11 protein-coding genes and 3 riboswitches are annotated in these 12,828 nt (G+C 41.2%); of the genes, 10 read left to right on the plus strand and 1 reads right to left on the minus strand.

All coding sequences use genetic code 11. The features are described 5' to 3' along the window. The first annotated feature begins 116 nt into the window (after positions 1-116). From FN924_RS02840 to FN924_RS02860, 5 genes are all read left to right on the plus strand, one after another. Positions 117-1,082: an AAA family ATPase gene (locus FN924_RS02840; RefSeq protein WP_143891973.1), complete on the plus strand. Its 966-nt coding sequence runs from the start codon at positions 117-119 to the stop codon at positions 1,080-1,082. Then, on the plus strand, positions 1,079-2,344 hold the full coding sequence (locus tag FN924_RS02845) for a DUF58 domain-containing protein (protein WP_143891974.1): 1,266 nt from the start codon (positions 1,079-1,081) through the stop codon (positions 2,342-2,344). Before FN924_RS02840 ends, FN924_RS02845 begins: the two co-directional genes overlap by 4 nt. After that, positions 2,344-4,548 carry a transglutaminase TgpA family protein gene (locus FN924_RS02850; protein ID WP_228409538.1) on the plus strand — a complete coding sequence of 735 codons (2,205 nt, stop codon included), beginning with the start codon at positions 2,344-2,346 and terminating at the stop codon, positions 4,546-4,548. The genes FN924_RS02845 and FN924_RS02850 overlap by 1 nt, the downstream gene beginning before the upstream one ends. A gap of 40 nt (positions 4,549-4,588) precedes the next feature. Further along, a riboswitch (purine riboswitch) is annotated at positions 4,589-4,691 on the plus strand. Positions 4,692-4,781: 90 nt separating this feature from the next. Then, positions 4,782-6,317 (plus strand): glutamine-hydrolyzing GMP synthase, encoded by a 1,536-nt coding sequence (gene guaA, locus FN924_RS02855; RefSeq protein WP_143891975.1) that lies wholly within the window; start codon positions 4,782-4,784, stop codon positions 6,315-6,317. 86 nt (positions 6,318-6,403) lie between these two features. Next, a riboswitch (purine riboswitch) is annotated at positions 6,404-6,505 on the plus strand. Positions 6,506-6,633: 128 nt separating this feature from the next. After that, positions 6,634-7,947 carry an NCS2 family permease gene (locus FN924_RS02860; protein WP_143891976.1) on the plus strand — a complete coding sequence of 438 codons (1,314 nt, stop codon included), beginning with the start codon at positions 6,634-6,636 and terminating at the stop codon, positions 7,945-7,947. Positions 7,948-8,087: 140 nt separating this feature from the next. Here FN924_RS02860 and FN924_RS02865 read toward each other — a convergent pair whose 3' ends face one another. Continuing rightward, positions 8,088-8,525 (minus strand): Hsp20/alpha crystallin family protein, encoded by a 438-nt coding sequence (locus FN924_RS02865; protein ID WP_143891977.1) that lies wholly within the window; start codon positions 8,523-8,525, stop codon positions 8,088-8,090. Between the two features lie 123 nt (positions 8,526-8,648). Here FN924_RS02865 and FN924_RS02870 point away from each other — a divergent pair, with 123 nt between their 5' ends. The 5 genes from FN924_RS02870 (at position 8,649) to purB (ending at position 12,819) form a co-directional block, all read left to right on the plus strand. Then, on the plus strand, positions 8,649-9,191 hold the full coding sequence (locus FN924_RS02870; RefSeq protein WP_143891978.1) for a DUF2179 domain-containing protein: 543 nt from the start codon (positions 8,649-8,651) through the stop codon (positions 9,189-9,191). Continuing rightward, positions 9,188-9,397 carry an NETI motif-containing protein gene (locus FN924_RS02875; protein ID WP_143891979.1) on the plus strand — a complete coding sequence of 70 codons (210 nt, stop codon included), beginning with the start codon at positions 9,188-9,190 and terminating at the stop codon, positions 9,395-9,397. The genes FN924_RS02870 and FN924_RS02875 overlap by 4 nt, the downstream gene beginning before the upstream one ends. Positions 9,398-9,486: 89 nt before the next feature. Next, a riboswitch (purine riboswitch) is annotated at positions 9,487-9,586 on the plus strand. A gap of 117 nt (positions 9,587-9,703) precedes the next feature. Continuing rightward, positions 9,704-10,195 (plus strand): 5-(carboxyamino)imidazole ribonucleotide mutase, encoded by a 492-nt coding sequence (gene purE / locus FN924_RS02880; RefSeq protein WP_143891980.1) that lies wholly within the window; start codon positions 9,704-9,706, stop codon positions 10,193-10,195. Then, the gene (gene purK / locus FN924_RS02885) at positions 10,182-11,309 is read left to right on the plus strand and encodes a 5-(carboxyamino)imidazole ribonucleotide synthase (protein ID WP_143891981.1); all 1,128 of its coding nucleotides are present in this window, start codon (positions 10,182-10,184) and stop codon (positions 11,307-11,309) included. Before purE ends, purK begins: the two co-directional genes overlap by 14 nt. Positions 11,310-11,526: 217 nt before the next feature. Next, positions 11,527-12,819, plus strand: coding sequence for an adenylosuccinate lyase (purB, locus tag FN924_RS02890; protein WP_143891982.1), 1,293 nt, complete (start codon positions 11,527-11,529; stop codon positions 12,817-12,819). Positions 12,820-12,828 lie beyond the last annotated feature (9 nt).

Consider the following 12,828-nt stretch of genomic DNA (forward strand, 5'->3'; position numbering starts at 1 on the left):
TACTATCACCATAACTCCATGTAGTTCCTCCCTAGACTAGTCATCCAAGGTGGTCTGTTTTGTCCTCCCTTTAATAACTCTTTAAATATGTATCTATCAACGGAAGGAGTATGTCTATGTCTCAACAAACGTTTCTATTCAATCCGAAAATAAACAAGGTGCTTAAAAACATTAGCAAGGTCATGGTAGGAAAAGAAGAACCAGCCATGTTAAGTCTAGTTGCGCTCTTATCTGGAGGTCACGTCCTATTAGAGGATGTTCCTGGAGTAGGGAAAACAATGCTCGTAAGAACCTTGGCTAAATCTTTGGATTGTGAGTTTAAACGAATACAGTTTACACCGGATTTACTTCCATCAGATGTAACTGGTGTATCGATATATAATCCGAAAGAGCTAGAGTTTGAGTTTCGTGGTGGTCCGATTTTAGGAAATATAGTACTAGCGGATGAAATCAACCGTACCTCACCGAAAACACAATCCTCCCTACTAGAGGGGATGGAGGAAATGAGCGTTACGGTAGATGGAAACACGATTCCGTTAAAGAAACCTTTCTTTGTTATGGCAACTCAAAACCCAATTGAATATGAAGGAACTTATCCGTTACCGGAGGCTCAATTAGATCGTTTTCTGATTAAGTTGAAGATGGGTTATCCTTCGGAAGCAGAAGAGTTAGAAATGCTAGACAAAACTTCCGCTCACCATCCAATTGAAACAGTTGAACCGGTTATGACGAGAGAGGAACTAATGGAGACACAAGAGCAAGTGAAGCAAGTTCATATTGAAAAGAACATTCAACGCTATATCGTGCACCTGGTAACAGAGACTCGTCAGCATCCTTCTGTCTATTTAGGGGTTAGTCCACGTGGGTCAATTGCCTTAATGCGAGCGGCGAAGGCTTATGCATTTATCCATGATCGCGATTATGTGGTACCAGATGACGTTCAGTATCTTGCTCCATTTGTACTAGCGCACCGAATTCTTTTAACATCTGATGCGAAATTCGAAGGACTTTCGTCACAAGATATAGTGGATCAAGTACTTCACACCGTCCCAGTACCGATTCGAAAGGAATATCGTGAATGAAATGGGTAGCAGGGTTTACTTCTAAGTTCCTATTTATACTGTTTCTGTTTGTCTTATTTTTCTCTTATGCGATGTTTCAAGGTGGTTTTGTAAGCTGGTTTTTGTTTTATAGTTTTTTACCTGTTCTTCTGTATATGGCTGGTTTGCTGCTTTACCCTATTTCAAATTGGGAAGTGAAACGGACATTAGATAAGTACGTTACAAAAGCTGGAGAGCAGGTGCACGTTCAAGTCTCATTGACGAGAAGATACGCATTTCCAATCTACTACTGCATTATTGAAGAAACAATCCCACTATCGTTGCAACGAAAGGATACCCATCATCAAAAATATCAAGCGATGCATGACAGGGACGCTTTACGAAAGAACCGTCTCGTGAAGCTCGTTTCTTTTCCGTGGTTTCGAAAAGAAATCCAATTCGACTATACGCTAGATCAATTACCCCGCGGAGAACATTCATTCCGTCAGATTCGCATCAAAACTGGGGATTTATTTGGCTTTATCAAAAAAGAGCACGTCTATGAAGTGACGAGTAAGATGCTCGTTTATCCAAACGAACCCGAAATGGTAGTCCGAGAGCGTGTTAGCAGCTATGAAGAAGGCTCTACCACTTCCTATAATGTGAATGTCAAACATACAAACGTTGTGACAGGGGTCCGGGAATATATGCCAGGGGATCGTTTCTCTTGGATTGATTGGAAGACGACCGCCAAGAAAAATGCGGTTATGACGAAAGAGTTTGAGCAAGAGAAAAGCTCTAGTATTCTAGTTATGTTGCATAGTGGACATCATGACAACTTCAATCCGGTTGCCTATGAAGCTAGTATTGAAATCACGGCTTCATTGATTGAGTCGATAAAAAAGCATTCATCAAGAATGGCTTTTCTATCCTTAGGGCAAGAACGTGTCTTTTTCCCGTTTCAGCAAAGTCCGGGGAAACTTGATATGATTAAAACGCATTTAGCGAAGGTACAAGCTGTACCAAGCGTGCCATTCTCTAAGCAAGTAGTGAATGAGAGTAGAAATATTCCAGAAGGCGTTGTGATCATGTTAGTTGTTTCGCACTTTGACGAAAATCTAGAGCTTGTGATTGAGCAGCTTAAACAAAAATGCAAAAAAATTGTAGTCTTTTATGTCCATCCGAAAGCGCAAGAGATTGGGGAAGAAAGAGCTTGGCTACAAAAGCTGAATGTAAGTGGTGTCGTGATTAATGAGTTGACCGAAGAGCAATTAGTTCAGCAAAAAATAGAGGTGAGCACATAATGGGTGGAATGAATCTAGGATTTCAACAGCGAGTGTATCAGTCTATCATCTATCTGTGTGGGTTTTTGTTGTTTTGGGAATGGTTACGTCCGTTAGAAGAAATTTCAGATACGGGTAGTGTTCCAGTATTCGTGCTTTATGCGGCATTTTGCTTTCTGATTTCTTTTTTTCAGGTGCGTTGGTGGATTTCCTTCCCGCTAAAGCTTGCTGGAATGTTATTTATTCTAGACAGCTTATTTTTATCGGAAGCGTTATTTAGTAAACCGTGGTTTACTGTTTTATATCTGCACATTACCTATAATATAGACCTTATTATGTCGCAAAGCTGGGGCGAGATGACGCCGGTATTTCGCAGTGCGTTATTCTTAATTTTGCTATGGCTGATGAGTTATTTGCTATATTACTGGTTCGTGGTCGCGAAGCGAATTTTTACGTTCGTTTTGCTAACGTTTATTTATATGACAGTGTTAGATACGTTCACTGCTTATGAAGCCGACCAGGCGATTGTGCGGACCTTTATTGTTTCTTTACTAGCGCTAGGCTTGTCAAACATTACAAAAGAAGTAGAGCATGAAGCGATTTCCTTTCAAGGGCTTCGCAAGCTATGGAAAGTCGCACTACCACTTATTTTGTTCGTCTCTTTATCTACAGCTGTAGGATTCGCCTCTCCTAAATTGGATCCGCAATGGCCGGATCCAGTACCGTTTATAAAAAGCACAGCCGAAAATGCTGGTTTTGGAGAAGGGGGATCCGTCATTCAAAAGGTTGGATATGGAGAAGATGATTCTCGATTAGGTGGATCTTTTGTGCAAGATGAATCTCCTGTGTTCCAAGCGCTATCTCCGGATAAGCAATATTGGAGAATTGAATCTAAAGACGTTTATACAGGGAAAGGCTGGGAGCGTTCAGAGGGTTTAGATTACCAAATTCAAGAAAATGGAAAAATTGATTTAAATATGTTCGAGGGAAATGTCAAAACAGAAAAAAGGCAGGCGTTCATTAAATTTGAGCAAAATGCATTCTTCTCAAGACTCGTATATCCATATGGGGTACGTGAAGTGTCTGGGGAAGAAGAATTCGATTATCTATTAGATCAACAATCTGGGATTATTTCCACAGAAGGCTCTGAGCAACAACAATATGCTCAAAATTATCAAGTTACGTATGATAGTCCCTCTTTTTCGTTTAATCAAATGAGGGAAGCTAGTGAAGACGACCCGGAAGAGATAAAAGAACAGTATTTACAATTGCCGAGAAGCTTACCTAGGCGGGTTGGCGAATTGGCGGAAGACATTATTGGCTCCAACGATAATCGGTATGACAAAGTAAAAGCGGTCGAGCAATATTTTAACTCTAATGGATTTGAATATCAGACGAAGGATGTTCCGGTTCCCGACCGTAATGAAGACTACGTAGACCAATTTTTATTTGAATCTAAGGTTGGATATTGCGACAACTTCTCTACGTCTATGGTTGTATTGTTACGCACGTTAGATATTCCAGCGAGATGGGTAAAAGGATTCTCTGGAGGAGAACGTGTGAGTAACCAGCCAGAGGATATACCAGATGATTTGGATCTTTACCAGATTACGAATTCCAATGCTCACTCATGGGTAGAGGTTTATTTTCCTGAAATCGGTTGGGTTCCATTTGAGCCGACGCAAGGCTTTAACAGCTCCGTAGATTTTTATGAAGAAGTGGAAGAAGAGGTGCAACAAGATGATCAGCCTGCCGTTCCAGCTTCTCAACAAGAGGGGGCAGCTGGTGGTAAGCCTCAAGAAATAGAAGATGAACCAGCAGCTTCAACAGGTGGGGTTACAACTCCAGAAACCTCTTCATTTGGTTGGTTAAAGTGGCTTCTCTTAGCAATCCCTGTAGTAGCAGCTGTACTTGTGTACTTTTCTCGTTATAAATGGATGACTGCCTGGAAAATTCGCAAATTCAAAGGTAGCGATGAAGCGAATATTTATCAGGATGCCTATCATTATCTGTTAAAAGTATTAGCTCATAAAGGAATTCATAGAGTGGATGGTCAGACATTGAGAGAGTTTGCTAAAGAAGTAGATCGTCAGTTTGAGACGAATGAGATGAGTCGACTCACACATCAATATGAGCGAATTCTTTATCGGAACGACGAAGAGTCAACGCAATGGATGAAGATGACCGAATTGTGGGAAAATTTAATCAAGAGAGCATTGTCTTGACCATGCTTCCTGCCTCCTGTAGAATGATAGAAATTCAAGCGTGAAAATAAAATAGTAGCCTCATATATACTCGATAATAAGGGTCGAGAGTCTCTACCAAGATACCGTAAATATCTTGACTATGCAGGTGGAAGTCTTAGTATGGACATAAAATAGATTTCTACCTTTTTATAGGTAGAAATCTATTTTTATAGGTGTAACACGAGTAAGGAACTGGGAAGGGATGAAGAGGGATGGCACAATCTGACATGATTTTAGTATTAGACTTTGGAAGTCAATACAATCAGTTAATCACAAGAAGAATAAGAGAATTTGGTGTGTACAGTGAGTTGCATAGTCATCGGTTAACGATGGACGAAATCAAGGCGATGAATCCGAAGGGGATTATTCTTTCAGGTGGACCGCACAGTGTCTATGACGAAAATAGCTTTCGTTGTGATGAAGGAATATTTGATTTAGACATTCCGATTCTAGGGATTTGTTATGGAATGCAGCTCATGACACTTCACTTTGGTGGGAATGTTCAACGAGCAAAGGATAGAGAATACGGGAAAGTAGACATTCAATTGAAAGAAGATCCGCTGTTATTTCGAGGTACACCAAAGACACAAACGGTTTGGATGAGTCACGGAGATAAAGTAATCGAACCACCAGCAGACTTTCATATCGATGCAACAAGCTCTTCAACCCCAGTTGCGGCCATTAGTCATAAGGAGAGAAGTTTGTTTGGGGTTCAATTTCATCCGGAAGTGCGAAATACGGAATACGGAAACGATCTTCTGAAGCAGTTCGTCTTTGAGGCTTGTGGCTGTGCTGGGGATTGGACAATGGAAAACTTTATCGAGCAAGAAGTGGGCAAAATCCAAGAAAAAGTTGGAGATAGAAAAGTATTATGTGCATTAAGTGGAGGTGTTGATTCCTCTGTCGTTGCTGCACTTATCCATAAAGCAATTGGAGATCAGCTCACTTGTATCTTTGTCGATCATGGATTGCTTCGGAAGGATGAGGGAGATCTCGTAATGGAGACCTTCCGTGATGGCTTCCATATGAACATCATTCGTGTAAATGCACAAGATCGCTTCCTAAGCAAGCTGAAAGGGGTCAGTGATCCGGAGCAAAAGCGTAAAATTATCGGAAATGAATTCATTTATGTGTTTGATGATGAAGCAGAAAAATTAAAGGATATCGATTTCTTAGCACAAGGTACCCTTTATACGGATATTGTGGAAAGTGGAACGGAAACCGCACAAACGATTAAGTCCCACCATAATGTTGGTGGACTTCCAGAGGACATGCAATTTGAGCTTCTCGAGCCGCTTAACACGTTATTTAAAGATGAAGTTCGTGCGTTAGGTCTAGAGCTAGGCGTACCGGAGGATATTGTGTGGAGACAACCATTCCCAGGTCCAGGTTTAGGTATTCGTGTGCTTGGAGAAGTGACAGAAGAAAAGGTCGAGATTGTGAGAGAGTCCGATGCAATTTTGCGAGAAGAAATTAAGCTAGCAGGTTTAGAAAAAGACATTTGGCAGTACTTTACGGTTTTACCAGACATTCGCAGTGTTGGGGTAATGGGAGATGCGCGAACCTATGATTATACAATCGGAATCCGAGCAGTAACCTCGATTGATGGGATGACGTCGGACTGGGCGAGAATCCCGTGGGAAGTACTTGAAAAAATCTCCACGCGAATCGTGAACGAAGTGGAGCATATAAACCGTGTGGTGTATGACATTACGAGTAAACCACCTGCAACGATTGAGTGGGAATAACGAACGTTCTGTTAAAATTTATTAAAAATATTCGTCTTTTTGCTTGACGTAGGAATGGGTAATTAGTATGATGTACGAGTAATCATAAAATAAATAGAAAAATCCGTCGTATAATTTTGGGAATATGGCCCATGAGTTTCTACCGGACTACCGTAAATGGTCTGACTACGCTGGAATGTTCATTACTCATTACCTTTATTAATGAAGCATTTCTGATTGTAGTAAACGTAGCACTCTTGGTCGAAGACTAAGAGTGTTTTTTGAATTCCTTTTGTTGGGGTACTCAAATTGGACGGAATACTGGGGAGGATATAACATGAAGAAATTTTTCCAATTCGAAGAGCTTGGAACAAATGTAAGAACAGAATTTGTTGCTGGTCTTACTACTTTTCTAGCGATGGCTTACATTCTGTTCGTTAACCCATCTACCTTAGCAGCAGATGGAGCTACAGGCATGGATGCAGGTGCGGTATTTACAGCAACAGCATTAGCGGCTGCTATCGGTTCCCTTATTATGGGGCTTGTTGCTAAATACCCTGTTGCTTTGGCACCGGGGATGGGCTTGAACGCATTCTTCGCATACACGGTTGTATTAGGCTGGGGAATTCCTTGGGAAACAGCTCTAGCAGGCGTATTAGCTTCCGGACTTATCTTTATCGTTTTAACGTTATCTGGTATTAGAGAAATGATTATTAACGCAATTCCAGCGAGCTTGAAAATGGCGGTAGGTGCTGGTATTGGTTTGTTTATCGCATTCATTGGGTTTCAAAATGCAAACATTATCGTAAATGATGACGCAACTCTTGTTAGCTTAGGAGATTTATCTGCTCCTAACACATTATTAGCGATATTCGGAATTATTGTTACGGTTATATTATTAACAAGAGGAGTGAAAGGTGGGGTATTCTACGGAATGATTATCACTGCCATTGCAGGAATGATTTTCGGACTAATCGATCCACCAAAAGGGCTTGGCGATATCGTGGGGCCAGTACCGAGCTTAGCTCCAACGTTCGGCCAAGCATTTGCACACTTTGGCGATATTTTCACCCTACAAATGCTAGTAGTTGTGCTTACTTTCTTATTCGTAGATTTCTTTGATACAGCTGGTACATTAGTGGCAGTTGCTTCCAAAGCAGGGTTAATGAAGGATAATAAGCTACCCCGCGCAGGAAAAGCATTGTTTGCAGATTCTGCTGCAACAGTTGTTGGAGCTACGCTAGGGACTTCCACTACAACTTCTTATGTAGAATCTACAACTGGGGTAAGTGCTGGTGGACGTTCTGGATTTACTTCCGTTGTAACAGCGGGATTCTTTCTACTAGCACTTGTGTTTTCCCCACTTCTAGGGATGGTAACTTCCGCAGTTACAGCTCCGGCGTTGATTATTGTTGGGGTGCTTATGTGCACAGCATTAAAAGAAATTGAATGGGATCAATTTGAAATTGCAGTTCCGGCATTCTTAACCATCGTATCGATGCCGCTAGCGTATAGCATCGCAACAGGTATCGCGATTGGGTTCGTGTTCTACCCAATTACAATGGTCGTGAAAGGGAAGGCAAAAGAAGTGAACGCGATTATGTGGGGACTATTCGTTGTCTTCATTTTATACTTCATTTTCTTACAATAGACACAAAACGGTATTGGGTACCCAATACCGTTTTGTTTATGTGATGCAAGTTTATGCTATCATTTGGAAATAGTACGGATGACAGGAGTGAAGTGTCCGACTTAAACAATGGAAGAAGTTTATTCACTAAGTGAAAGTGACTAGTCATCCTCGTCCATAGACCTTATTGTTAGTTTATTTCGCTCTGTATTGTCAGGAATGGTGCGATGCAGCTGAATAACTAATAGACCTTGTCGATACGTCGCGTCTATTTTGTCGCTCCGAACTGGATAGGGCAAATCAATCTGACGTTCAAATACTCCTTGCATAATTTCTTCTTTTATTAGCTGTCCACCTGGGGAAGGGATGTCAATGACACCTCTTAGCTCTAAGCTTGTGTAATGTACGAAAACATCAATCTTTTTTAAATCCTTTACTCCAGGAAGATTTACAATACAAAAAAGCTCGTTTTGCTGCTGATAAAGATTAATTTGCGGAATGGGCGGTTTAAAGACATCTTCGAACTCATTCCAGAACGTGTCACCAAAAAAACCATCCATATTTTTCTTCCATTCTTCCATATGTTTGAAGGGATCCATAAAATACCTCCTTAATCATTGGATTGTACGCATTGAATGCGATATAGTGTATGCATACGAAGAAAAATAGGTGATAGCCTATGGAAAGACAGAGGAAAGAAAAGGAATCTAGGAGGCTTCGTTTTGTTAGATAATGCAGTGTTGATGATTCTCATCATTTTAAGTGTCAATATTATATATGTAGCGTTTAATACCATTCGCATGATTCTGACGTTGAAGGGTAGGCGTTATATCGCTGCTTTCGTAAGTATATTTGAAGTAACGATTTATGTTCTAGGGCTAGGATTAGTTTTAGACAATTTAAACCAAATCCAGAATCTAATAGCGTATGCGATTGGGTTTGGTATTGGGGTTGTCGTTGGATCCAAAATAGAAGAAAAACTAGCACTCGGGTATATTACGGTAAACGTTATTTCTTCTAATCCTGATATTCCTTTCACGAAACAATTAAGAGAAAAAGGATACGGAGTCACGAGTTGGGCTGCTTATGGAATGGATGGGGACCGCTTAGCGATGCAAATTCTAACGCCAAGAAAATATGAATTAAAGCTTTACCAAACCATCAAAGAGATTGACGAAAAAGCATTTATAATTGCGTATGAACCAAAACAAATTTACGGTGGCTTCTGGGTTAAGCAAGTGAAGCGAGGGAAACTACATCCATGAGTAAAAACAAAAAGAAACGCTATCAGGTGGAAGAGAATGAAACCATTGAACAGTGTCTGGATCGAATCAAGAAAGAAGGGTATATGCCGGTCAGACGGACGGAAGAACCTATCTTTCAAGAAACAAAGGAAAATGGCCAAACTTCTTATAAACCAATCGGAAGTACGATTTGTTTTGATGCGATACCGATAAAATCCGAACATTAAACACTTGGTTTTAAATAATGTTCGATATATCGTTGACCATGTCCGTGAATATTGTTATCATAAATAAAGAGAAAAATGGAACGAAACATAGTAAGAAAATAAAATAACCTCATATAATTTCGGGGATATGGCCCGATAGTCTCTACCCATCACCGTAAATGATGGACTATGAGGGAAGATTATACGTTTCCGTTGGGATACGTATAAGGATAGCTATGCTTAGGCAGAGCCTATTTATCTTCTCTCATAGAGCAGATGAATAGGCTTTTTTCCTTTGAAAAAGCAGCAAAGAAAGAGGGGAATAGGATGACGCAGGTAGGCGTGATTATGGGAAGTATTTCAGATTGGGAAACAATGAAACATGCCTGTGACGTGTTAGAGGAACTAGGGATTCCGTATGAAAAAGAAATCATTTCTGCACATCGTACACCAGATGATATGTTTGCGTATGCCGAACAAGCAAGGGATAAAGGGTTACGTGTCATCATAGCAGGTGCTGGAGGAGCTGCTCACTTGCCAGGGATGGTGGCAGCGAAAACGACATTACCTGTAATTGGCGTGCCCGTACAAAGCAAAGCTTTGAATGGGTTAGATTCCTTACTCTCCATTGTCCAAATGCCAGGTGGAGTTCCAGTAGCAACTGTCGCAATCGGTAAAGCGGGTGCTACGAACGCAGGACTATTAGCAGTACAAATCCTTGGTGCATTTGATGAGGCAATATCTAGTAAGCTAGAAAGCTATCAGGAATCATTGTTAAATAAGGTCAACGAAATGAGGGAGCAGCTTGCAACCGAATAGGTTATTGCCAGGAAGTACAATTGGAATATTAGGTGGTGGCCAACTAGGCAGAATGATGGCCATTGCAGCCAAGTATATGGGATATCGAGTAGCGGTATTGGATCCAACAGAGGATTGCCCAACCGCTCAAATAAGTGATCACCATATTGTTGCAAAATATGATGATATCAAAGCTATAAAAGAGTTAGCAGACATAAGTGATGTCGTGACGTACGAGTTTGAAAATGTCGATTTAGAAGCAGCGAGGTACTTAGAAGAAAGAAACATCCTGCCACAAGGAGCTCGATTATTAAAAATTACACAAGATCGCGAGCAAGAAAAGCAAGCAGTGGTAGAGAGTGGACTAGAAGTTCCACCGTATGTCATTGTTCAGTCGGAACAGGAAGTAGAAGCAGCGCTCGGTGAAAATAAGGTGCCTTGTGTTATCAAAACATGCCGAGGTGGATACGACGGAAAAGGTCAGCTCAAAATAACAAAGGAAACATCACTCGAAGCGGTAAAGGAATTTGTACAACAAAAAGGTCGTTGTATTATCGAAAAATGGGTTCCGTTTGATAAGGAAGTTTCGGTTGTGTTTACACGTTCCATAAGTGGAGAAATGACTATTTTTCCAATCGCGGAAAACGAGCATAAGAATCACATTTTACATACAACCTGTGCCCCAGCTCTCATTTCTAAGACAGTGGAGCAAAAGGTCTTAGACTCCGCGAGAAAGTTAGCAAACCACATCGAAGTGGTTGGAACCTTTGCTATTGAAATGTTTGTAAAAGGCGAAGATGTATATATTAATGAAATGGCGCCAAGACCACATAATTCGGGTCATTACACCATCGAAGCGTGTAACGTATCACAGTTCGAACAACACATTCGAGCAATCGCTGGATTACCACTAGTCCCAATCTCCTTCCACGGAGGAGCTATTATGCTCAACCTTTTAGGAGAAGAGCTAGAACAAATCATGAACCAAACCGTAGATATCCCAGCAGGCCACCTACACGTCTACGGAAAAGACAGCATCAAACCGAAACGAAAAATGGGCCACCTCACCATAGTAGGTTCCAGCCTGGACGAAGTAAAACAAACAAGTAAGGAGACTATAGAGAAGTTTTTGTGAGGGGTAAGAAGATAAGTGGTTTCTTAATTAGTTGCTCGAGCAGGTGACAAACACGTAGACTCCTGCGGGAAAAGTGTCTTAGGTGAGACCCCGCAGACGTAACGTAGTGAAGTTGAGGAGGCTCACCAGGCACCCGCGGAAAGCGAAGTGTTTGTCACCTGCGTCCCCGATAACCAATTTATACAAGTAAAGTTAAAGAACACAGGAGGACAACCGCATGATAAGTCGTTATACAAGAGAAGAAATGGGATCCATTTGGACTGAAGAAAACAAATTCAAGGCATGGCTAGAAGTCGAGATTTTAGCATGCGAGGCCTGGAGCGAGCTAGGCATCATTCCAAAAGAAGACGTTCAAAAAATCAGACAACACGCATCCTTTGACGTAGATCGTATTTACGAAATCGAACAAGACACGAGACACGATGTCGTAGCCTTCACAAGAGCCGTATCCGAAACACTAGGCGAAGAAAAGAAATGGGTGCACTACGGACTAACCTCAACAGACGTAGTAGACACCGCGCTTTCCTATCTACTAAAACAAGCAAACGAAATCATCCGAAAAGACTTACACGCATTCGTAGATGTTTTAAAAGAAAAAGCTAAAGAACACAAGCACACTGTGATGATGGGACGTACACATGGTGTCCACGCCGAACCAACTACATTCGGTTTGAAAATGGCCTTATGGTACGAGGAAATGAAACGGAACGTTGAACGCTTTGAAGCAGCAGCCAAAACAATCGAAACTGGAAAGCTGTCTGGTGCCGTTGGAACGTACGCGAACATTGACCCATTCGTAGAAGCATACGTTTGTGAAAAGCTTGGGCTATCACCAGCGCCGGTATCTACGCAAACCTTACAAAGAGATAGACATGCACACTACATGAGTACTCTTTCTCTTATTGCAACATCCATTGAAAAGTTTGCTGTAGAGATTCGTGGCTTACAAAAAACCGAAACACGTGAAGTAGAAGAGTTTTTCGCAAAAGGGCAAAAGGGCTCCTCTGCTATGCCACATAAACGTAATCCAATCGGATCTGAGAATATGACAGGAATGGCACGTGTTCTTCGTGGTTACATGCTGACTTCTTACGAAAACGTAGCACTTTGGCATGAAAGAGATATTTCACACTCCTCTGCAGAGCGAGTAATTTTGCCAGATGCAACGATTGCCTTGAATTACATGCTAAATCGTTTTACGAACATCGTAAAAAATCTAACCGTATTCCCAGAAAACATGCGTACGAACATCGATAAGACATTTGGAGTGATTTTCTCACAGCGTGTTCTTTTATCATTAATTGATCAAGGGATGAGTCGCGAGGAAGCATACGATTTAGTTCAGCCGAATGCGATGAAAGCATGGGAAGAACGAATTCCATTTAAACAATTAGTAGAAGCAGAACCGAAAATCACTTCTGTGTTAACCCAAGAGCAAATTGAAGACTGCTTTGATTACACATATCATCTAAAAAATGTAGACCGTATTTTTGACAAAATTGGTTTGTAAGAAGTCAGG

Origin of the sequence: Radiobacillus deserti, assembly GCF_007301515.1 — a bacterium.
In the GTDB taxonomy this organism is placed as follows: Bacteria; Bacillota; Bacilli; order Bacillales; family Amphibacillaceae; genus Radiobacillus; species Radiobacillus deserti.